This is a genomic window from Micromonospora sp. NPDC047756, from assembly GCF_055587245.1.
Genome location: NZ_JBVJGQ010000005.1, coordinates 474,983 through 495,708, shown reverse-complemented (window position 1 = coordinate 495,708; position 20,726 = coordinate 474,983). Strand labels below are relative to the sequence as shown.

The following is a 20,726-nucleotide window of genomic DNA, read 5'->3' as shown; positions in this document are numbered from 1 at the left end:
GGTCGGCGGGGTGCCGACCGATTGGGCCTGGTGTGCGCCGATCGCTCCGAGTAGCGTGTTGCCTCCAACGCGTGCCGCTCCCCCTCCGGAGGCGTACACCACCATGGGTGGCTCCCCCCTGCGCATCCTCGTCGTCGGCGCGGGCATCGCCGGCCTGGCCGTAGCCCGGGCGCTGCGCCTGGCGGGCTTCCGGCCCGACGTCACCGACAAGCTGCCCCCGGGGGAGTCCACCGAGACCGGTCTCTACCTGCCCGGCAACGCCGCCCGCGCGCTGCACCGGCTCGACCTGCACGACCCCGTCCGGCCGACCGGACAGGTGATCCACCGTCAGCGGTTCTACGACGCCGCCGGAGCGCAACTCTGCGAGGTCGACCTCGACGCCCTCTGGGCCGGCGTCGGAGAGTGCCGGGCGCTACCCCGGGCCGACCTGCACCGGGTGCTGCTCAGCGGTGCCGGCGGCGCCGTCCGGCACGGCGCCGAGGTCCGCACCCTGGAGCTGCTCCCGGGCGCGGTGGGCGTCACCTTCACCGACGGCACCACCACGGAGTACGACCTGGTGATCGGTGCCGACGGGCCACGCTCCTCGGTCCGCGCGCTGGCCGCGCTGGGCGGACCGCCGCGCCCGGTCGGGCAGGTCGTCTACCGGGCCGTCCTGCGCGACGGTCCACCGGTGACCGAGTGGACCGCGCTGCTCGGCCAGCGCTCCGGGTTCCTGATGGTGCCGATCGGTGCCGGACGGCTGCACATCTACGCCGACGAGGCCGGCACCGAGGAACCCGCGGACCCTCTCGCCCGGCTGCGGGACCTCTTCGCCGACTACCGGGGCGCGGTGCCCGAGGTGTTGGCCGCCCTCGACGAGGTGCACGTCGGGATCACCGACGAGGTCGAGTTGGGTCGCTGGTACCGGGGGCGGGTCCTGCTGGTCGGCGACGCCGCGCACGCCACCGCGCCAACGCTGTCGCAGGGTGCGGCGATGGCTCTGGAGGACGCCGTGGTGCTGGCCGAGTCGCTGCGCGCCGCCAACAGCGTGGAGGCGGCCCTGGTGGCGTACGAGAGTCGTCGCCGTCCGCGTACCCGATGGGTGCGGGACCGGACCCGGGACCGCAACCGCACCAGGGATGTCCCGCCGGCGCTGCGCGACCCGCTGCTGCGCGGACGCGGCGACCGCATCTTCGGGGAGCACTACCGGCTCCTGCTCGGCCCGCTGTAGGCCCGTAGTAGATCGTGTCACGCCACCCCACGCGGCGCTGCGACCTGCCGGGGACTATCCTCCTTGCGGATGACGGCCCGCCGATAACCAGCGTGTGCCGAGCGGGACAACCGAGAACCGGAGGCCACTCGTGACCACCGTCGCACCCAAGCCGGTCGTGACCCGGCCCTGGCCGGTCCGGGAGCCGGTCAAGGGGTCGGCCATCGCGCGGCTGCTGCGAACCACGGACGCGAAGCAGATCGGGATCATGTACATGATCACCGCGTTCGTGTTCTTCATGATCGGTGGCCTGATGGCTCTGGTCATGCGTGCTGAGCTGGCCCGACCCGGGCTGCAGTTCCTGTCGCCCGAGCAGTACAACCAGCTCTTCACGATGCACGGCACGATCATGTTGCTGTTCTTCGCGACGCCGATCGTGTTCGCCTTCGCGAACTACATCGTGCCGATCCAGATCGGTGCGCCTGACGTCTCCTTCCCCCGGCTGAACAGCTTCGCCTACTGGCTGTACCTGTTCGGCGGCACGATGGCGACCGCCGGATTCATCACCCCGGGCGGGGCCGCCGACTTCGGCTGGTTCGCGTACGCGCCGCTGAGCAGCGTCGAGCACTCGCCGGGCGTCGGCGCCAACATGTGGATCATGGGTCTGGCCATCTCCGGCCTGGGCACAATCCTCGGCGCCGTGAACATGATCACTACGGTGCTGACGCTGCGCGCGCCCGGCATGACCATGTTCCGGATGCCGATCTTCACGTGGAACATCCTGGTCACCAGCCTTCTGGTGATCCTGGTCTTCCCGCTGCTGGCCGCCGCGCTCTTCGCGCTCGCCGCGGACCGCATCCTCGGCGCGCACGTGTACGACCCGGCAACCGGTGGGCCGATGCTCTGGCAGCACCTGTTCTGGTTCTTCGGGCACCCCGAGGTCTACATCGTGGCGTTGCCGTTCTTCGGCATCATCAGCGAGGTCATCCCGGTCTTCTCCCGCAAGCCGATCTTCGGCTACAAGGGTCTGGTCGCCGCGACCGTCGCGATCGCCGCGCTCTCCATGAGCGTCTGGGCGCACCACATGTTCGCCACCGGCCAGGTGCTGCTGCCGTTCTTCAGCTTCCTGAGCTACCTGATCGCCGTGCCGACCGGTATGAAGTTCTTCAACTGGATCGGCACCATGTGGCGGGGCCAGATCAGCTTCGAGACGCCCATGCTCTGGGCGGTCGGCTTCCTGGTCACCTTCCTCTTCGGTGGTCTCACCGGTGTGCTGCTGGCCAGCCCGCCGATCGACTTCCACGTGTCGGACTCGTACTTCGTGGTGGCGCACTTCCACTACGTGCTCTTCGGCACCATCGTGTTCGCGGTCTTCGCGGGCATCTACTTCTGGTTCCCGAAGATGTTCGGCCGGATGCTCGACGAGCGCCTGGGCAAGGTGCACTTCTGGCTCACCATGATCGGCTTCCACACCACGTTCCTTGTGCAGCACTGGCTCGGCAACGAGGGCATGCCCCGTCGGTACGCCGACTACCTGCCCAGCGACGGCTTCACCACGCTGAACACGATCTCCACGATCGGCGCGTTCATCACCGGTATCTCCACGCTGCCGTTCATCTACAACTGCTGGAAGTCGTACAAGACCGGCCCAGTGGTCGAGGTGAACGACCCCTGGGGCCACGGCAACTCGTTGGAGTGGGCGACCAGCAGCCCGCCGCCGCTGCGCAACTTCGACCGGATGCCGCGGATCCGCTCCGAGCGGCCGGCGTTCGACGCGAAGTTCCCGGAGTTGGCGGCCGGTGGCCAGAGCCTGGCCGGCCCGCCGGAGGGTGGCGCCAAGCCGCTCACCAGCGAGTCGGACGGCGGAGCCAGCTACCGCGAGGACACCGCGAGCGACGTCGACCGACACTGACGCTCAAGCTCAGCAGTACGACGGGCGCCGCCCCCGGGACACCGGGAGCGGCGCCCGTCGCCATGTCCCGCCCCTGTCAATCCCTACTGCTCGCCCTCGTCCCAGCCGCTCCCCATCACCGCCGAGGCCCGCTCGACGTCGACTCGGCCTGGCCCGGTCCGGCCTGGCATTGGTCCGGTCCAGTCCGCGCGCTCTGGTCCGGTCCGGTTCGGCCCCCGCCGTCGACGCGGCCCTAGGGCGGCAATGTCGCTAGTGAGCGTGATGTCTGTGAGTCATCACGATGACTCACAGACATCAGGCTTAATGGCGTGTGTGCCTGCCGGCTGTCGGGCGGAAACCGCGATCTGCGGCTACCTGGCTCGGCGGGTCCGCCGGGGGCCCGGCCTGCCGCCCGGGGGCCTGGCCTGGTCTGCCGCGCGGGGCGTGCGCGGCTTGATGGCTCGGTCCGGGCTGAGCCGCTGGGTCTGGGTCCGGCTGTCAGCGGGCGGCTAGGGAGAGGTCGGTCTCGGCGGGCGGCGGGATGGCCGCTTCGGCGATGCGGCGGCGGCGCAGCTCGATCGGGAGCACCACCAGGGTGACCAGCGCACCGAGCGCCCCGGTCACCACGAAGCCCCAGAGTGGCGCGCTGGCGTCGATCACCGCGCCGGCGAGCGGTGCGCCGACCGCGATGCCGACGGTGACTGCGGAGCCGTGCAGACCCATCGCCTCACCGCGTACCTCGGCCGGAACCAGGCGGCTGACCGCGTCCGAGCCGGCCGCGATGGTCGGCGCGCAGAGCGCGCCAGCGGGGATCAACGCCAGGCACAGCAGCCACCAGTGCGCACCGCCCAGCCCCACCGGAATGGTGCACAGGGCCAGCGCGGCGGTCAGTGCCAGTGGAGAGAACGAGCGGTTCACCGCCCCGTAGGCGAAACCGCCGGCCAGCGAGGCGACCGCCCAGATGGCCAGGACAGCTCCGGTCCAGCCGACCTCGCCGCTGGCCCGCAGGACGGCGACCACCGCCACGTCGGTGCCCCCGAGCACCAGGGTCGCGGCCGCGCTGAGCGCCAGGACGGCGAGCAGTCGCGGGGTCAACCACTCGCGGCGCGGCACCCGGCGTTGGGGGCCGGTGGGCTCGGTGGCCTCCCGGATCGGTGGGTTGACCACCCACAGGGCGATCCCGGCGGCGACGATGCCGCCGCCGACCAGATACATGGTGGTCTGCGCGGAGATCGCGGTGACCAGGGCCACCGCCAACGCTGGGCCGATCATGAAGGACAGCTCCACCGACATCGAGTCCAGTGCGTAGGCGGGGCGGCGTTGGTCCTCGGGGACCAGCGCGGCGATCGACTGACGGACCACGGAGAAGATGGGCAGGGCCAGGGAGCCGGCCACGAAGGCGGCCGGCAGGAGCACGGGGTACGCCAGCGACGGCGCGGTGGACCAGAAGATCGCCTCAGCGATCGCGGTGAGCACCAGGACCGGGCGCAGTCCACGCCGGTCCACGAGTCGACCGAGCAGCGGCCCGCCGATCGCCGCGCCCACTGTGACCGCCGCGCCCACCAGGCCGGCTGCCCCATAGCCCCGATCGAGATCGAGCACGACGTGGAACGTCAGCGTCACCCCGGTCGCGGTGAGCGGGATGCGGGCGAGGACGGCAACCAGTAGCAGCGACCGCAGGCCGGGCAGGGCGAGCGCCCGCCGGTAAGGCTTCATGTTCACGTGGGTCCGTACCTCCGGCGTCATCCTCGACCGGCGGCGGCCCCTTGGCCAATCAATTAGCGCCTCATGCGGCCCTGATCACAGGCTGGCCGTGCATGACCACCCCGGCGCCCTCCATCGCGCGTAGGGCCACGTCGGTGGTCTCCGGGGCGACGGCGGCGGTCAACTCCAGCAGAACGGTGGTGGAGAAACCCTCCCGGGCGGCGTCCAGCGCGGTCGCCCGGACGCAGTGGTCAGTGGCGATGCCGACCACGTCGACCCGGTCCACGTCGCGCCGGCGCAGCCAGTCGGCCAGGCACTCGCCGTCGTCGGCATGGCCTTCGAAACCGGAGTACGCCGCCGCGTGCTCGCCCTTGTGAAAGATCGCCTCGACCTTCGCGGTGTTCAGTTCCGGGTGGAACTCCGAACCGCTGGTGCCGACCACGCAGTGCCGGGGCCAGGACTCCACGAAGTCCGGGGGATCGCCGAAGTGGGCACCCGGGTCGACGTGGTAGTCCTTGGTGGCGACCACGTGCGTCCACCGGTCCGGCTCGGTGGCGAGCAACCGGGAGATTCCGGCGGCCACCCCTGCGCCGCCGGCGACGGCCAGCGATCCTCCCTCGCAGAAGTCGTTCTGCACGTCCACGATGATCAGCGCGTTGGCCATCGGGGGGTTCCTCTCTCCGCGCGGTCGGTCGGTGGTGCTCGGGGGATGACTCAGCCAGCGGGTACGACGGTGACCGGCACGGCCGGGTCTCCGGCCGAGAGCTTCAGTCCTTCCCACGGGATGGAGATCAGGCACTCCCGCAGGTGCTCCCGTGACTCGTCGAGGGTCGGCAGCGGCACCGACTCGCCGGCGACCACGTACGACTGCTGGAGCAGGCGGTCGTTGGGCTGCCGATCCGGAACGCCCTGCGGGACGATGACCTCCTCGGTGGCGGTGCCGGTCGGCTTGTGCCGGCGGACCGCTACCTTTCGGCCGCCGATGGTGGCCTTGTGCTCGGACCGCTTCACGACCGGCCGGCCCTCGACCTCGACCAGCTTGTAGACCAGCCCGGCGGTCGGTGCCCCGGAGCCGGTGACCACGGCCGTGCCGGCGCCGTACATGTCGACAGGTTCGGCGGCCAGCGCGGCGATCGCGTACTCGTCCAGGTCACCGGACACGATGATCTTGGTCTCGGTGGCGCCCAGCGAGTCGAGCAGTTCCCGGGACTGCGCAGCGATCACCGCGAGGTCGCCGGAGTCGATCCGTACCGCCCGCAGGTCCGGCCCGGCCACCGCGATGGCGTTGCGGATGCCCTGGCTGATGTCGTACGTGTCGACCAGCAGCGTGGTGTCCTTGCCCAGCGTGGCGACCTGCGAGGCGAACGCCGCCCGCTCGTCGTCGTGCAGCAGGGTGAACGCGTGCGCTGCCGTACCCGCCGTCGGGATGCCGTAGCGCGCGCCGGCCGCGAGGTTGGACGTGAACCGGAACCCGGCCAGGTACGCGGACCGCGCCGCGGCCACCGCCGCCTCCTCGTGTGCCCGACGTGATCCCATCTCGATCAGCGTCCGGCCCCGCGCCGCGGTCACCATCCGGGCCGCCGCGGCGGCCACCGCGCAGTCGTGGTTGAGCACGGAAAGCGCCACCGTCTCCAGCACCACGCATTCGGCGAAGCCCCCGGAGACGGTGAGGATCGGTGAACCAGGGAAGAACAGCTCGCCCTCGGCGTACCCGTCGATGTCGCCGGTGAAGCGGTAGTCGGTGAGCCACGCCGCCGCCGTCTCGTCGACCACCCCGGTCCGCAGCAGGAAATCGACCTCGGTGGGGTCGAACCGGAAGTCGCGGATCAGCTCGATCAGCCGGGCCGTCCCGGCGACCACGCCGTACCGGCGGCCGCTGGGCAGCCGGCGGCTGAACACCTCGAAGACACACCGGCGGTCGGCGGTGCCGTCCTTCAGTGCCGCGCTGACCATGGTCAGCTCGTAGTGGTCGGTCAGGAGCGCGGGGCGGTGGATGCTCACCGCCCCAGCCTAAGGTTCAGCTCGGGTCGCCGCCGTCGTGGCCCGGGATCGAGCGCAACGCCGCCCACAATTCGGCCCGGCCGGTGACGCCGAGCTTGGCGTAGATCCGCTGGAGGTGGTTCTCCACGGTGCGCGCCGAGAGGTAGAGCCGTTCGGCGATGGCCCGGCTGGGAGCGCCGTGCGCGGCGAGGCGCGCCACCTGCCATTCCCGCTCGGTGAGCACTGGCGCGCCGGCCTGGAGCGCCGGCGTCCGGATCAGGTCGCAGCGCCCGAGCAACCCGGCGAGGCGTTCCCGGGCGTCGTTGGCGGCGGCCGAGTGTTGCCGGCGCAGCCGCTGGACGGCCTGGGAGGTGGCCTCCGCGGCGTACACGGTCAACTCCAGGGCGGCGTAGTCGTCGGCGACCGCCAGCAGATCGGTGGGGGAGTCGGTCACCGCGGCGCGGGCGTGTCGGGCCAGCAGCGGCGGGAGCACCCCGTCGACCCGCTCGGAGAGCTCGGCGAGGCGCTGCGCGACGGTGCGGCGGCTGCCGTCGGAGCAGGTGGGGCCGACAGCCATGCCCGCCTGGTCGAGTCGGACCAGGTCGTGCAGGACGTGCACCTCGTGCCCGGCGAAGCCGTCCGAGCGCAGCCGGTCCACCAGGTCACCGAGGTGTTTGACCGCGCCCGGCAGGTCGCCCGAGGCGGCGAGCGAGGCGCCCCGGGCCTGCTCCAGCCACGGGTAGAGCACCGCCATGCCCGGCGCGTGCGTGCGGTCGGCTTCGGCCATCGCCGCGACCGCCTGCGCGGCGTCACCGCGCAGCGCCGCCGCCTGGGCGCGTTCGGCCTGGGCCAGACCGGCGTAGACCCGGCTCGTGGCCAGCACCGCGCAGGCACCCAGCGAGGTACGCATGGCCGCGTCGCTCTGCCCACGCAGCCGGGCCGCGTACGCCTGGAGGATGGCCAGGTAGCCGGTGCCGAGGCGGAAGTCGCCGGCTCCGGCGAGGTCGGCGAACTCGTCGGCCACGATCGCGTCGATCCCGGCCAGGTCGCCGGTGAGCATCAGCCGGGTGCCTCGGGCCAGTTCCAGGGCCAACTGGAGGTATGGCATGTCGGTGCGCCAGCTCGCCGCGGCCGAGTGCACCTGGGCGATCGCCGTACCGCTGCGGGTCAGCTCGCCCTGCGCGGCCTGGACGTACGCGATGGTGGAACGGGCCAGCTCACGGGCGGCGACGCCCGCCGCCGGCCGGTCTAGCACTCGTCGGCTGAGCTGCACCGCGGCGGCAGTGTCCAGGCGGTGCAGGCGCATGATCGCCTCGAATGCGTGCACCCGGGACCGGTCGGCGGAGTCGCTGAGCTGCTCGGCCCGGCTGGCGATCTCCTCCACCGTGGACTCCCGGCTCAGCCCCCAGTAGCTGACCATGCCGCGGACGGTCAGCCACCGGCAGAGCCGCCGCTCGTCGCCGGGCTCGGGAGCGACCGCGTCGAGAACGTCGATCGCCTCGTCGGGCCGGTCGGCGAACATCAGGATGGTGGCCAGCAGCTCCGCCGCGTCGTAGCCGCCGTCGGTGTGCAGCGCGGCCCGCGCCAGGCGGGTCGCCAGCGGCACGTCGTAGCGGGTGAACGCCTGCACCGCGGCGTCCAGCAGCAGAGCCGGATCCTGTGCGGTGCCCGAGTCGAGTCGCCAGACCGCCACCCGCAACAGGTCGTCGCGTCGGCGTTTGCCGACCTGCTCGAGCAGCTCGGCGAGGTGTGCCTGAAGCCGGCGGGTGCGGCTGACCGGGCAGCGACGGCGCATGACCTCGCCGTAGAGCGGGTGCGCCAGCCGGACGTTGGTGCGCCGGTCGTGCTGGATGACGGTGATCAGCCCGCGTTCCTCGGCGGTCTCCACGTCCGACTGTTCGGCGGCCTGCCTAAGGAGGTGCAGGCCCAGCGGCTCGCCGAACGCGACCAGCTCGACGACCGCGCGGACGCCGTCGGTGAGCTTGCCGACCCGGGTGTCGATGAGGTCGGTCAGGTTGGGCGCCAGTTCCAGTCGCCCGGTCCACTTCCAGATCCCGTACGTGCGCTTCAACTCGGCGCTGCCGTTGGCGGCGTGCACCAGCTCGCGCAGCAGCAGCGGGTTGCCGGCCGACAGCCGGCCGAGCCGGTCGGCGGAGTTGGCGTCGACCGGGCCGCCCAGGATCGCCGCCAGCAGGTCGGTGGTCTCCTCCTGCGGCATCGGGGTCAGCTCGACGTGCTCGACCAGGTCGTCGGTCCAGAGTGCGCGGATCGGCAGTGGGATCTGCTCACCGTCGCGCAGGGTGCCGACCACTGTGGCGTTCTCGGCGCGGGCGACGAGATGCACGAGCGCGGCCGAGGGGGGATCGAGCAGGTGGGCGTCGTCGATGGCGAGCACGATCCGTCGGCCGGCCGCCTGCTGTTGCAGCACGTTGAGCGCCCAGCGCAGGATGCCGGCGGGGGAGAGGCCCTGCGGCTGCTCGGCGGGGAGGACCTGGACGAGCCCGCCGAACGGCAGCGCGGCGGTGGTGGCGCTGGCGGCGATGGACCAGATCGCGAACCGGTCGGTGGGCAACGCGCCCACGCCCTCGCGTAGCAGGCGACTCTTGCCGATGCCAGCGCTGCCGCTGAAGAAGAGCCCGCGGCCGGCCTCGCCGGTCACGGCCTCCAGCAGGCGGTTGAGCTCATCCGTGCGGCCGACGAACTCCCATCGACTCATTCGCGCAGCATATCGACCGGAATCCGTCCGCGCCCGTACCGTCACCGTGCGAAGTTGAGTAATCGCACAATTACCGCTGAGTATTCGAGGTGTTCCGCTCGGTTGCCGGCCCGCCCGTAGTCTTCCGACATCCGGGTTGACGTACCGGAAATTTCGCGACCGGACCCCCGGTCACCTGCAACGGGAGGCACCTGATGAAGCAGGGCCCTCTCCCCTCGGTCGATTCGCCCGGCGACATGACCGGCCCAGCCGACCTGCCCACCTGCGGCCCCCTCCCCACCCGGGTCGGCGTGTCCGGCGCCGCCCCGGACGAGCCGCTCGGGGTGGTCGCCGTCGGTCCGGCCGGTGCCGAGCGGCGTGCGGTGCTGGCCACCCTGCTCGGGCTCGACCCGGTCATGCTCACCGTGCCGGCGGGCAGCTGGTTGGTGGTGCGCGACGCCAAGGTGCCCACCCGGGCGGCGTTCGTGCCCGGTTACCGGCAGCCGCACTCGTACGGCGCGGACCGGGACGCCGCCGGTCCGGCGTTGGCCCGCCCGCCCCGGCGTGTCGAGCTGAGCGTGCCCCAGCCGCTGCTGCGGCACTTCACCCTGGTCGACGTTCCGGACACCGCCACCCTCGGCGTGTCCGGCACCCGGGTGCTGCTCGAAGCGGCGGGCCGGGCCGGCGCGTTGCTCTTCGTGATCGCCGCCGACCAGGCCTTCACCGCCGCCGAGTTGAACCTGCTGGCCGAGGTCGCCCCGACCGCGGTGGAGGTCGTCTTCGCGGTCACCCCGGGCGCGGCGGGTTGGGCTCCGCTGGCCGACGGCACGGCGACTACGGAGGGCGCGGGGGCGTCCGTCCCGCCGGTCGGGGGTGCGGAGACCGAGGTGGATGCGGTGGCGGTCACTGTGGAGGCACACCGTGCGGCGCTCCTGGCCGCGGTGCCGGCGCTGGCCGGCGCGCGGTGGTTCCCGGTCGACGGGGCCGACACTGCCGCCGACCTGCGGCGGGCGCTGGTGGGTTGGGCGTCGCGTGAGGGGTTGCAGCGGGCCAGCGTCGACCCACCGATCCTGCCGGGACAGCAGGGCCGTGTCGCCGTGGCCGCCGATCCGGGTGACTGGTCCGAGCGGCTCGACCGCCACGCCCGCTCGTGTGCTCAGCGGATCCGCCAGCACCTCGCCCTGGAATTGGCGAACATCCACCTACGGGCCGTTCAGGAGATCGTGTTCGGGGTCGGCCTCGCCGGCCTGCCGGATCTCCTCGACCGTGAGATGGCGGCGTTGTCGTTGTTGGCCACCGCACAGTGCGATCAGGCGGTGCGCGGCATCATGACCGATGTCGCGTCCCAGGTGCTCGGCGCGCCGCCGGCCGAGGGCGTGCGCCGCCGGATCGCCACCGCCGTGCGGTACGGCCTGGCCGACCACCGGCCCGGCCACGAACTGGACAAGGTGCTGTTGATCACCAGCACGGCCGGCGTGGCCGAGTTGACCGGCCTGGAGGCGATCGCCGCCGCCGCCAGCTATCCGGTGGCGTCCCGTGACGAGGTGCTCCCGCCCATCGCGGTGGCGCTCTCCGGCGGATGCTGGCAGCAGTGGCGTACGCCCGGCAACGCTGACCACAGCGCGGCGCGGGCCTGGTCCCAACGGGCGGTGCGTGAGGTCGAGTTGGGGTTGTCCAGGGAGATCTCCCGACGGTTCGAGGTGATCCGCCTCTCGCTGGGCGTGGTGCTCTCCGATGCAGTCGATCACGGCATTCTGCTCGCCTGACGGCGCGTCCACCGGCTGGTCCGGGTCCGGTCCGGACCCCACCTCCGATGGCGTCCGGGGCGGGTCGGGACGGCCCGGGGTGGGTGATCCGCGCCGGTCCGGCGTTCCGGTTCCTCGGTTCCGGGAAACCGGTGGCACGATGGGGGGCATGGCGGCTCCGCAGGTTGCACCGGTCGAGACGCCGGACACTGACGAGGTGCCGGCGTCCGACCGGCAGTGGGTGACGATCGTGTGGGACGACCCGGTCAATCTGATGACGTACGTGACCTGGGTCTTCCAGAAGCTTTTCGGCTACAGCCGGGAGAGGGCCGAACAGCTGATGCTGGACGTGCACCACAAGGGCCGTGCCGTGGTCTCCACCGGTGCCCGCGAACGGATGGAGCACGACGCGTCGCAGCTGCACGCGTACGGGCTGTGGGCGACGGTGGACAGATCATGAGCATGTTCCATCGCCAGGCCGGTCACTACGTCGCCGTCTTCGCCGTCGACGAGGTGCGGGTGCTGCGCAAGGTCGCCTCCGAGGTGGTGGGTCTGCTCACCGACGGCTTCGACCACACCGACCCGGTGGTCGGTCGGCTCTTTCCGGCGGTCTACCCGCAGGACGCTCCGGGCACCGCCGAGTTTCGCCGCTACACCGAGGGCGACCTGAAGACCGCGAAGATCGATCAGGCGGGGGCGATCCTGGCCGCGTTGCCGGACGAGGCCGGCGGCGAGGTGCGGCTGGACGCCGAGGCCGCCGAGGCGTGGTTGCGGGCACTGAACGACGCACGGCTCGCGATGGGCGTCCGCCTGGAGATCAAGGACGGCACGGATCTGGGCGAGGAGCTGGACGACGCCGTCGCTGAGGACCCGGGTTCCAGCCGGGTGTTCCAGCTTTCGGTCTACGCCTATCTCGGGTATCTACAGGAGTCGCTGCTCAACGCCTTGATCGACTAAGGGTGACCGGCACCACTTCGGCCTGTGCCCGGCAGGCGTTAGGCTGGTGCACGTGCTGAGCATCGACCGGTCGATCATTGACGCGATCGTCGCCCACGCGCGCCGGGATCACCCTGACGAGGCGTGCGGCGTGGTCGCCGGTCCCGTCGGCAGCGACACCCCGACCCGGCACATCCCGATGGACAATGCGGCGCGGTCGATGACCTTCTACGAGTTCGACTCGATGGAGCATCTGCGCGTGTGGCGGGAGATGGACGACCGGGACGAGGAGCCCGTCGTCATCTACCACTCGCACACCGCCACCGAGGCGTACCCGTCGCGGACGGACGTCTCCTTCGCCGGTGAGCCGGGGGCGCACTACCTGCTCGTCTCGACCCGTGAGCCCGACTCGGAGGAGATCCGGTCGTTCCGGATCGTCGACGGTGTGGTCACCGAGGAGCCGGTCCGTGTCGTGGAGGCCGCTGTCGACCCGCACGCCGTCCAGTCGTACATGTTCGGGCAGAGCCCGGCGACGGTCGATTACGAGTGTTCCGGCCGCTGACCTGTCAGCGCCGCAACCATCTCGTCCCGTCAGCGTAGGCACACCCGATCGAGGAGTTCCCCATCATGGCCATTGAGGTTCGCATCCCCACCATCCTGCGCAGCTACACCGGCGGCGCCAAGGTCGTCGAAGGCACCGGCGACACGCTGGCCGACCTGCTCACCGACCTGGATTCCCGGCACGGCGGTCTGCGCGGCCGGCTGATCACCGACGCGGGCGCGCTGCACCGCTTCGTCAACGTCTACGTCAACGACGAGGACGTCCGCTTCCTCGGCGCGCTCGACGCGAAGCTCTCCGACGGCGACAGCGTCACCATCCTGCCGGCCGTGGCCGGCGGCGCGTTCGGCTTCGCCGCGGCAGCGGCGATCAGCTCGCACAGCGCCGCGGCAGCGGCGATCAGCTCGCACAGCGCGGCGGCAGCGGCGATCAGCTCGCACAGCGCCAGCTCGCCGAGTGCCGTCGACGCGGTGGCCCGCGACGCCGTCGCGGCTCGCTGAGGTCGGCCGCCATGGCGCGGTACGACAGCCTGCTCGACGCCTGCGGGGGCACGCCGCTGGTCGGCCTGCCCCGACTCTCCCCGACGGTGCCCGAGGGGGCCCCTCCGGTGCGGCTCTGGGCCAAGCTGGAGGACCGCAACCCCACCGGCAGCATCAAGGACCGCGCGGCGCTGTTCATGGTCCGGGCGGCGGAGGAGGCTGGCCGACTCCGCACGGGTGACACGATCCTGGAACCGACGAGCGGCAACACCGGCATCTCGTTGGCCATGGTGGCGAAGCTGCGCGGCTACCGGCTGGTCTGCGTGATGCCGGAGAACGTCTCCACCGAGCGGGTGCAACTGCTCCGGATGTACGGGGCCGAGATCATCTTCTCGCCGGCGGCGGGTGGTTCCAACCAGGCGGTCGCCACGGCGAAGCAGATCGCCGTCGAGCACCCCGACTGGGTGATGCTCTACCAGTACGGCAACGAGGCGAACGCGCGGGCGCACTACGAGACGACCGGGCCGGAGCTGCTGCACGACCTGCCCAGCATCACGCACTTCGTGGCCGGGCTGGGCACCACCGGCACCCTGATGGGCACCGGCCGTTACCTGCGGGAAAAGGTCGAGGGCATTCAGATCGTGGCTGCCGAGCCGCGCTACGGCGAGTTGGTCTACGGGCTGCGCAACATCGACGAGGGGTACGTTCCGGAGCTCTACGACGCGTCGGTGCTCTCCCGGCGGTTCTCGGTCGGCACCCGGGACGCGGTGTTGCGCACCCGCCAGCTGGTGGAGGTGGAGGGCATCTTCGCCGGCTTCTCCACCGGTGCGATCCTGCACGCCGCGCTGGCGGTGGCGCACGAGGCGGTGCGCGACGGCCGGCGGGCCGATGTGGCCTTCGTGGTCTGCGACGGCGGATGGAAGTACCTGTCCACCGGCGCGTACGGCGGCACCCTCGCCGACGCCGAGGACGCCCTGGAGGGGCAGCTCTGGGCCTGACCGATCTGGTCTGCCGACTACGGGCCGTCGACATTCGTCGACGGCCCGTACGCATGGTGAGGTACCGCGAGCAGGTGTCACGTTCGTGACAACTTCCGTTGGATGATTCTTGCTGCCGGGTGCGCCAGCGTAGGCTGCGCAGCGTGGCGTACGCGTCGGTAGAGATCATCGCTGGGACCATCGCCGGCACAGGTGCTACTGACAGTGACAGCGAGACCACTCGATGCGACTGACCGTTCTGGGAAGCGCCGGCAGTTTCCCTGGCCCCGAGTCGCCCTGCTCGGCCTACCTCGTCGAGGCCGACGGGTTCCGGCTCCTGGTCGACTTCGGCTCGGGGTCGCTGTCCAGCCTTCAGCGGTACGCGGGGTTGCACGCCCCGGACGCCATCCTGCTGACCCACCTGCACTGTGATCACATGTTCGACGCCGTGCTCTACGTGGTGGTGCGCCGGTACGCCCCGGACGGCCCCTACCCGGCGCTGCCGGTGTACGCGCCCGCCGGCGCGCCGGACCGGCTCAGCGCCGCCTACGGGGACGACGGTTCGGTGGAGGACGTGTACCAGTTCTACGCGCTCCAGCCGGGCACCTTCCCGATCGGCCCGTTCGCCGTCACCGTCGACCGGGTCAACCACCCCGTCGAGACGTACGGTGTGCGGCTGGAGCACGAGGGCCGTTCGCTGTGCTACTCGTCGGACACCGCGCCCTGTGAGGCGCTGCTGCGGCTGGCCCAGAACGCCGACGTGTTCCTCTGCGAGGCCAGTTACCTCGACGGCGTGGACAATCCGCCGGATCTGCACCTGACCGGCCGGGAGGCCGGCGAGGCGGCGACCAAGGCCGCCGTGGGACGGCTGCTGCTCACCCACCTGGTGCCCGCCTGGGGCAGCGAGGCGCACACGTTGGAGTCGGCCGCCGCGGCGTACACCGGCCCGCTCGAAGTGGTCCGACCCGGCGCCAGCTACGACATCTGACCCACCGGGGCACCGCGGGCGGGGTGGATCGCCGCACCGCATAGGGTGCAGGCATGGCGCGACCTGACGGGCGAGGGCCCTCTCAACTCCGACCGGTGACCCTGACCCGAGGCTGGAGCACCCATCCGGAGGGCTCGGTGCTCGTCGAGTTCGGCGGCACCCGGGTGCTCTGCACGGCGAGCGTCACCGAAGGGGTGCCCCGCTGGCGCAAGGGCTCCGGGCTCGGTTGGGTGACCGCCGAGTACGCGATGCTGCCCCGGGCCACCAACACCCGCTCCGACCGGGAGAGCGTCAAGGGCCGGGTCGGTGGCCGTACCCATGAGATCTCCCGGTTGATCGGCCGTAGTCTGCGGGCCAGCATCGACCTCAAGGCGCTCGGCGAGAACTCGGTGGTGCTCGACTGCGACGTGCTCCAGGCCGACGGCGGCACCCGCACGGCCGCGATCACCGGCGCGTACGTCGCGTTGCACGACGCGGTGAGCTGGCTGGCCGCCCGCAAGTCGTTGGCCGGTAAGCCGGAGAAGGTGATGCACCGCTCGGTGGCCGCGGTCAGCGTGGGGATCGTCGCCGGGGAGGCACGGCTCGATCTCTGCTACGAGGAGGACGTCGCCGCCGAGGTGGACATGAACGTGGTGTGCACCGGCACCGGAGACTTCGTCGAGGTGCAGGGCACCGGCGAGGCGGGCGTGTTCGCCCGCGACCAGCTCGATGCCCTGCTCGACCTGGCCGTCGCCGGCTGCGCCGAGTTGGCCGAAGCCCAACGGAAGGCACTCGCATGAACAAGGTCCTGCTCGCGACCCGTAACCGTAAGAAGCTGGTCGAGCTTCAGCGGATCCTGGACGGCGCGCTCGGCGCGCACCGGATCGCCCTGCTCGGGCTGGACGACATCGAGCAGTACGCGGAGCTGCCGGAGACCGGCCTGACCTTCGGCGAGAACGCGCTGATCAAGGCGCGGGAGGGTTGCCGGCAGAGCGGCCTGCCGACCATCGCCGACGACTCCGGGCTCGCTGTGGACGCGCTCAACGGAATGCCGGGGGTGTTCAGCGCCCGCTGGTCCGGCCAGCACGGCGACGACCGGGCCAACCTTCAGCTGGTGCTGGACCAGATCGGCGACGTGCCCGATGAGCAGCGGGCCGCCTCGTTCGTCTGCACCGTCGCCTTGGTGCTGCCGGGCGGCAAGGAGCACCTCGTCGACGGCCGGCAGTCCGGGCGGGTGCTGCGCGCCCCGCGCGGTGACGGTGGGTTCGGCTACGACCCGATCTTCCTGGGCGACGGACAGGACCGCACCAACGCCGAGCTGACCCCGGCGGAGAAGGACGCCATCAGCCACCGGGGCAAGGCGTTGCGTGAGCTGGCCAAGCTGATCGCCAAGGTGCTGCCGCCCGCCGCCTGACCCGCGGCGGACGACACTGACCCGCCGGAGATCAGCCCAGCGGGCCGACCTCCCGTTCGATGGCGGCGCGCAGCTCCGGCCCGGCGACGACGGCTCGGGCCGCCTCCATCACCGGGGCGAGGAACACGTCCGGGCCGGGCTCGCCGGCTGCCGTACCGAGCGCGGCGACGGCCGCCCGGCCGGCCGGCGACGGCTCCAGCGGCGCGCGCAGCTGGAGGCCGCGTACGCCGGCCAGCAGCTCCACCGCGAGCAGGCTGGTCAGGTTGTCCAGGACGGTGCGCAGCTTCTTGGCGGCGGCCCACCCCATCGAGACGTGGTCCTCCTGCATTCCGCTGGTGGGCAGCGAGTCCACCGAGGCGGGGGCGGCCAGCCGACGGTTCTCGGCGACGATCCCGGCCGCCGTGTACTGGGCGATCATCAGCCCGGAGTTGACCCCGGCGTCGGGGGAGAGGAACGCCGGCAGTTCCCGGGAGCGGGTGACGTCGAGCAGCCGGTCGACCCGCCGCTCGGCGATCGCGCCGACCTCGGCGGCGGCGATGGCGAGGAAGTCCGCGGCGAAGCCGAGCGGTGCGCCGTGGAAGTTCCCGGTCGACTCGACCCGGCCGTCCGGCAGCACCACCGGGTTGTCCACGACGGACACCAGCTCCCGGCCGGCGACGGTGCGGACGAAGTCCAGGGTGTCGCGGGCCGCGCCGGCCACCTGCGGCGCGCAGCGCATCGAGTACGCGTCCTGCACGGCGTGCGCCAGGTCGTCGCGGTGCGAGTCCATCACCCGGGAGTCCTGCAACAGGCGGTGGATGTTCGCCGCCGACGTCGTCTGACCGGGGTGCGGGCGGATCGCGTGCAGCTCGGGCAGGAACGGCCGTTCCGAGCCGAGCATCGCCTCGATGGCCAGCGCGGCCGTCACGTCGGCCATGGCGAACAGGTGGGCGGCGTCGTGGATGGCCAGCAGCAGCATGCCGAGCATGCCGTCGGTGCCGTTGATCAGCGCCAGCCCCTCCTTGGCGGCCAGCTCGATCGGCTTGAGCCCGGCGGCGGTCAACGCGTCGGCGGCGTCCTGCCGCTCACCGGCCGGGCTGAGCACCCAACCCTCACCGAGCAGCACCAGCGCGCAGTGCGCCAGCGGCGCCAGGTCGCCGGAGGCGCCCAGCGAGCCGTGTTCCGGGACCCACGGGGTGATGTCGTGGTTGAGCAGGTCGACCAGGGCTTCCGCGACCAGCGGCCGGACTCCGGAGCGGCCCAGGGCGAGGGATCGGACCCGCAGCAGCATCATGGCCCGGACCACCTCGCGGGGCATCGGGGCGCCCACACCGGCGGCGTGCGAGCGGATCAGCGCGTGTTGCAGCTCGGCCCGCCGCTCCGGCGCGACGAAAGTGTTGGCCAACGCGCCGAACCCGGTGGAGACCCCGTAGACGGGACGGCCCGACGACTCGATGCCGTCCACGATGGCCCGGCTGGTCGCCATCGCGTCGATGGTGGCCGGGGCGAGGACGACGGTGGCGGTGCCTCGAGCCACCGCGAGCACGTCGTCGGCGCGGACTCCGGTGGGCTGGATGGTCACGTGCGTCATTGCGGAACTCCGTTGCGTATTACCTGGCGGATCAGGGGGACACCGGGCCGGTAGGCCAGGTGCAGGTGTGAGGGCGCGTCGAGGATGACGAGGTCGGCCCGCGCGCCGGGGGTGAGGACGCCGATGTCGTCGCGGCGCAGCGCCCGTGCGCCACCGGCGGTGGCGGCCCAGACCGCCTCCGCCGGGGTCATCCGCATCTCGCGGACCGCGAGGGCCACGCAGAACGGCATCGACGAGGTGTACGACGAGCCGGGGTTGCAGTCCGTCGCCAGCGCCACCGTGACACCGGCGTCGAGCAGCCGGCGGGCGTCCGGGTAGGGCGAGCGGGTGGAGAACTCCGCCCCGGGCAGCAGGGTCGCCACGGTGCCCGCCCCGTCGCTGTGGGCCGCGTCGGCCAGCGCGGCCACGTCGGCGTCGCTCAGGTGGGTGCAGTGGTCGACGCTGGCCGCGTCCAGCTCCACACCCAGTTGCACCCCGGGACCGGGGCCGAGCTGGTTGGCGTGCAGCCGTACGCCCAGCCCGGCCGCCTGACCGCAGGCGAGGATGGCGCGGGCGTGGTCCACGTCGAAGGCGCCCCGCTCGCAGAACACATCGATCCACTTCGCGTACGGGGCGGCGGCGGCCAGCATCGGCCCGCAGACCAAACCCACGTAGTCGTCGGGGCGGTCGGCGTACTCGGCGGGCACCACGTGCGCGCCCAGGAAGGTGGTCTCGGTGCTGGTCTCGGCGGCGATCCGCAGCGAGCGGGCCTCGTCGGCGACGGTCAGGCCGTACCCACTCTTGATCTCCATGGTCGTGGTGCCCTGGCGCAGCGCCTCCCCGCGCAGCCGGCGCACGGTGGCCCGTAGCTCGTCGTCGGTGGCGGCCCGGGTGGCGCCGACGGTGGTCCGGATTCCGCCGCCGGTGTAGGGCTGACCGGCCATCCGGGCGGCGAACTCGGGGGCCCGGTCCCCGGCGAAGACCAGGTGGGCGTGGCTGTCCACGAAACCGGGCAGCACGGCGGCACCCCCGGCGTCGACGTGGTGGTCGGCGGCCGGCGCGTACGCGGACGGCCCGACCCAGACCACCCGACCCGCCTCGACCAGCACGGCGGCGTCGCGGCGGATGCCGAGCGGACCCTCGCCGGCACCGTTGGTGACCAGTTCCCCGATGTTGTCGACGAGCAGGCTGCCGCTCATGCGGGCGTCACCGCCTCGATCGCGGACGACAGTTCGGCCGGCACGTCGACGGTCAGGTGCCGGCCCTCGGCCACCACCACCCGGCCGTCCACCACCACCTGCTCGACGTCCGCCGCGCCGGCGGCGAAGAACGCGCCCACCGGCGGCACCCCGGCGGTGCGGGCGCTGTCCAGGCGTACCGTCACCAGGTCGGCACGGGCGCCGACCGCGATCCTGCCGGCGTCACCCCAGCCCAGCGCGGCGTGCCCGGCGACGCCGGCTGCGTTCAGCAGGTCGAGCGGCGCGAAGTGGCCGCGCCGGCGGGTCCGCAGCCGCTCGTCCAACTCGACCGCCCGAGCCTCCTCGAACAGGTCGATCACGGCGTGGCTGTCGCTGCCGAGGCTCAACCGGATGCCGGCGTCGGCCATCAGCCGGGCCGGGCCGATGCCGTCGGCGAGGTCCCGCTCGGTGGTCGGGCAGAGACACACGCCGGTCCGGCTGTCGGCGAGCAGGGACAGGTCCGTGCTGGTGGGGTGGGTGGCGTGGACGGCGGTGGTGTGCGGCCCGAGCACGCCGTGCTCGGCGAGCAGCGCGGTGGGCGAGCGCCCGTGCACGGCCCGGCACTCGTCGTTCTCGGCGGGCTGTTCGGAGAGGTGCACGTGCAACGGCGCCTGCCGCTCCCGGGCCCAGTCGGCGACACGGCGCAATTGATCGGCCGGGACGGCCCGCACCGAGTGCACGGCCGCGCCGACCCGCACGTGCGGGTCCGTCGGCTGGAACGCGGCGGCCCGCTCGGCCCAGCGGCCCGCGTCACCGTCACCGAAGCGGCGTTGCGGCCCGGCGAGGGGCTGACCGTCCACGCTGGAGGTCAGGTAGGCGGCGTCCAGCACTGTGAGTCGGATCCCGGCGTGCGCGGCGGCCTCCACCAGCGCCGCGCCCATCGCGTTCGGGTCGTCGTAGGCGCCGCCGTCCGGTCGGTGGTGCAGGTAGTGGAACTCGCCCACGCAGGTGATGCCGGCGAGCGCCATCTCGGCGTAGACGGCTCGGGCGAGCGCGAGGTAGGTGTCCGGGTCCAGCCGGTCCGCGACGGCGTACATCTGGTTCCGCCAGGTCCAGAAGTCACCCCGCCCGCCGTGGGTGCGCCCGCGTAGCGCCCGGTGGAAGGCGTGCGAGTGCACATTGGCCAGCCCCGGCAGGGTGAGGCCGGGCAGTGGCACCGCGTCGGCGTGCACCTCGACCCCGGCCTCCGGTCCATGCGCTCCCAGCAGCGGCGTCACCGCGGTGATCCGGCCCTCGTCGACCTCGATCAGCACGTCGGGCGTGGGCTCGGCGTGCTCGGGCAGCCAGGCGTAGTCCGCCAGCCAGCGGGTGGTGGTCATGCCGCTCGCCTCCTTTGGAGCTGAATCGTCTGCGACATCAGCGGCCGGGAGAATGTCGGCTGCTCAGGTGACCTCAGCGGCGGG

17 protein-coding genes and 1 pseudogene are annotated in these 20,726 nt (G+C 72.2%); 11 read left to right on the top strand and 7 right to left on the bottom strand.

Annotated features, from left to right (window positions below):
* Positions 1-103: 103 nt before the first annotated feature.
* Entirely contained in the window at positions 104-1,210 is a 1,107-nt protein-coding gene (locus ACZ6NZ_RS18960; RefSeq protein ID WP_465859331.1) for an FAD-dependent monooxygenase, read from the top strand.
* 130 nt (positions 1,211-1,340) lie between these two features.
* Positions 1,341-3,101, top strand: coding sequence for an aa3-type cytochrome oxidase subunit I (gene ctaD / locus ACZ6NZ_RS18955; RefSeq protein ID WP_210780947.1), 1,761 nt, complete (start codon positions 1,341-1,343; stop codon positions 3,099-3,101).
* A 477-nt stretch (positions 3,102-3,578) separates the two neighbouring features.
* Here ctaD and ACZ6NZ_RS18950 read toward each other — a convergent pair whose 3' ends face one another.
* From ACZ6NZ_RS18950 to ACZ6NZ_RS18935, 4 genes are read right to left on the bottom strand one after another with little or no spacing between them, the layout of a single operon-like run.
* Positions 3,579-4,826 carry an MFS transporter gene (locus ACZ6NZ_RS18950; RefSeq protein WP_465859329.1) on the bottom strand — a complete coding sequence of 416 codons (1,248 nt, stop codon included), beginning with the start codon at positions 4,824-4,826 and terminating at the stop codon, positions 3,579-3,581.
* 40 nt (positions 4,827-4,866) lie between these two features.
* Positions 4,867-5,448 (bottom strand): isochorismatase family protein, encoded by a 582-nt coding sequence (locus tag ACZ6NZ_RS18945; RefSeq protein WP_465859327.1) that lies wholly within the window; start codon positions 5,446-5,448, stop codon positions 4,867-4,869.
* Positions 5,449-5,498: 50 nt separating this feature from the next.
* Positions 5,499-6,785, bottom strand: a complete 1,287-nt coding sequence (locus tag ACZ6NZ_RS18940) for a nicotinate phosphoribosyltransferase (protein WP_366610605.1) — start codon at positions 6,783-6,785, stop codon at positions 5,499-5,501.
* Between the two features lie 16 nt (positions 6,786-6,801).
* Positions 6,802-9,480 carry a LuxR C-terminal-related transcriptional regulator gene (locus ACZ6NZ_RS18935; protein WP_465859325.1) on the bottom strand — a complete coding sequence of 893 codons (2,679 nt, stop codon included), beginning with the start codon at positions 9,478-9,480 and terminating at the stop codon, positions 6,802-6,804.
* Positions 9,481-9,674: 194 nt separating this feature from the next.
* On the opposite strand from ACZ6NZ_RS18935, the gene ACZ6NZ_RS18930 reads away from it, so the two are divergent.
* The 9 genes and pseudogenes from ACZ6NZ_RS18930 (at position 9,675) to rdgB (ending at position 16,536) form a co-directional block, all read left to right on the top strand.
* On the top strand, positions 9,675-11,225 hold the full coding sequence (locus ACZ6NZ_RS18930) for a P-loop NTPase family protein (protein ID WP_465859323.1): 1,551 nt from the start codon (positions 9,675-9,677) through the stop codon (positions 11,223-11,225).
* 148 nt (positions 11,226-11,373) lie between these two features.
* Entirely contained in the window at positions 11,374-11,664 is a 291-nt protein-coding gene (gene clpS / locus ACZ6NZ_RS18925) for an ATP-dependent Clp protease adapter ClpS (RefSeq protein ID WP_088946433.1), read from the top strand.
* A complete protein-coding gene (locus tag ACZ6NZ_RS18920) occupies positions 11,661-12,161 on the top strand; it encodes a DUF2017 domain-containing protein (protein WP_210780952.1) in 501 nt (166 codons plus the stop codon). Before clpS ends, ACZ6NZ_RS18920 begins: the two co-directional genes overlap by 4 nt.
* Before the next feature lie 52 nt (positions 12,162-12,213).
* Positions 12,214-12,702 (top strand): M67 family metallopeptidase, encoded by a 489-nt coding sequence (locus ACZ6NZ_RS18915; protein WP_465859320.1) that lies wholly within the window; start codon positions 12,214-12,216, stop codon positions 12,700-12,702.
* Positions 12,703-12,767: 65 nt separating this feature from the next.
* Positions 12,768-13,067 (top strand): annotated as a pseudogene (locus ACZ6NZ_RS18910) (MoaD family protein); the annotation flags it as partial.
* 143 nt (positions 13,068-13,210) lie between these two features.
* Positions 13,211-14,176 carry a PLP-dependent cysteine synthase family protein gene (locus tag ACZ6NZ_RS18905; RefSeq protein WP_465859318.1) on the top strand — a complete coding sequence of 322 codons (966 nt, stop codon included), beginning with the start codon at positions 13,211-13,213 and terminating at the stop codon, positions 14,174-14,176.
* A 223-nt stretch (positions 14,177-14,399) separates the two neighbouring features.
* Entirely contained in the window at positions 14,400-15,143 is a 744-nt protein-coding gene (locus tag ACZ6NZ_RS18900; protein WP_366610611.1) for an MBL fold metallo-hydrolase, read from the top strand.
* A gap of 53 nt (positions 15,144-15,196) precedes the next feature.
* A complete protein-coding gene (rph, locus tag ACZ6NZ_RS18895; RefSeq protein ID WP_465859316.1) occupies positions 15,197-15,922 on the top strand; it encodes a ribonuclease PH in 726 nt (241 codons plus the stop codon).
* Positions 15,919-16,536: an RdgB/HAM1 family non-canonical purine NTP pyrophosphatase gene (gene rdgB, locus ACZ6NZ_RS18890; RefSeq protein ID WP_238678306.1), complete on the top strand. Its 618-nt coding sequence runs from the start codon at positions 15,919-15,921 to the stop codon at positions 16,534-16,536. Before rph ends, rdgB begins: the two co-directional genes overlap by 4 nt.
* A 31-nt stretch (positions 16,537-16,567) precedes the next feature.
* On the opposite strand, the gene hutH is transcribed toward rdgB, so the two are convergent.
* From hutH to ACZ6NZ_RS18875, 3 genes are read right to left on the bottom strand one after another with little or no spacing between them, the layout of a single operon-like run.
* Positions 16,568-18,106 (bottom strand): histidine ammonia-lyase, encoded by a 1,539-nt coding sequence (gene hutH, locus ACZ6NZ_RS18885; protein WP_465859314.1) that lies wholly within the window; start codon positions 18,104-18,106, stop codon positions 16,568-16,570.
* Positions 18,103-19,284, bottom strand: coding sequence for an imidazolonepropionase (gene hutI / locus ACZ6NZ_RS18880; protein WP_465859312.1), 1,182 nt, complete (start codon positions 19,282-19,284; stop codon positions 18,103-18,105). The genes hutH and hutI overlap by 4 nt, the downstream gene beginning before the upstream one ends.
* A complete protein-coding gene (locus ACZ6NZ_RS18875; protein WP_465859310.1) occupies positions 19,281-20,642 on the bottom strand; it encodes a formimidoylglutamate deiminase in 1,362 nt (453 codons plus the stop codon). Before ACZ6NZ_RS18875 ends, hutI begins: the two co-directional genes overlap by 4 nt.
* Between the last annotated feature and the right edge of the window lie 84 nt (positions 20,643-20,726).

What these genes read in the sequence shown, in the direction of transcription:
- ACZ6NZ_RS18875 (WP_465859310.1), bottom strand. Translation starts at nt 20,642, where the DNA reads ATGACCACCACCCGCTGGCTGGCGGACTACGCCTGGCTGCCCGAGCAC.
- rph (WP_465859316.1), top strand. Translation starts at nt 15,197, where the DNA reads ATGGCGCGACCTGACGGGCGAGGGCCCTCTCAACTCCGACCGGTGACC.
- ACZ6NZ_RS18920 (WP_210780952.1), top strand. Translation starts at nt 11,661, where the DNA reads ATGAGCATGTTCCATCGCCAGGCCGGTCACTACGTCGCCGTCTTCGCC.
- ACZ6NZ_RS18950 (WP_465859329.1), bottom strand. Translation starts at nt 4,826, where the DNA reads ATGACGCCGGAGGTACGGACCCACGTGAACATGAAGCCTTACCGGCGG.
- ACZ6NZ_RS18960 (WP_465859331.1), top strand. Translation starts at nt 104, where the DNA reads ATGGGTGGCTCCCCCCTGCGCATCCTCGTCGTCGGCGCGGGCATCGCC.
- ACZ6NZ_RS18945 (WP_465859327.1), bottom strand. Translation starts at nt 5,448, where the DNA reads ATGGCCAACGCGCTGATCATCGTGGACGTGCAGAACGACTTCTGCGAG.
- ACZ6NZ_RS18900 (WP_366610611.1), top strand. Translation starts at nt 14,400, where the DNA reads ATGCGACTGACCGTTCTGGGAAGCGCCGGCAGTTTCCCTGGCCCCGAG.
- hutH (WP_465859314.1), bottom strand. Translation starts at nt 18,106, where the DNA reads ATGACGCACGTGACCATCCAGCCCACCGGAGTCCGCGCCGACGACGTG.
- ACZ6NZ_RS18930 (WP_465859323.1), top strand. Translation starts at nt 9,675, where the DNA reads ATGAAGCAGGGCCCTCTCCCCTCGGTCGATTCGCCCGGCGACATGACC.
- ACZ6NZ_RS18935 (WP_465859325.1), bottom strand. Translation starts at nt 9,480, where the DNA reads ATGAGTCGATGGGAGTTCGTCGGCCGCACGGATGAGCTCAACCGCCTG.
- clpS (WP_088946433.1), top strand. Translation starts at nt 11,374, where the DNA reads ATGGCGGCTCCGCAGGTTGCACCGGTCGAGACGCCGGACACTGACGAG.
- rdgB (WP_238678306.1), top strand. Translation starts at nt 15,919, where the DNA reads ATGAACAAGGTCCTGCTCGCGACCCGTAACCGTAAGAAGCTGGTCGAG.
- ACZ6NZ_RS18905 (WP_465859318.1), top strand. Translation starts at nt 13,211, where the DNA reads ATGGCGCGGTACGACAGCCTGCTCGACGCCTGCGGGGGCACGCCGCTG.
- hutI (WP_465859312.1), bottom strand. Translation starts at nt 19,284, where the DNA reads ATGAGCGGCAGCCTGCTCGTCGACAACATCGGGGAACTGGTCACCAAC.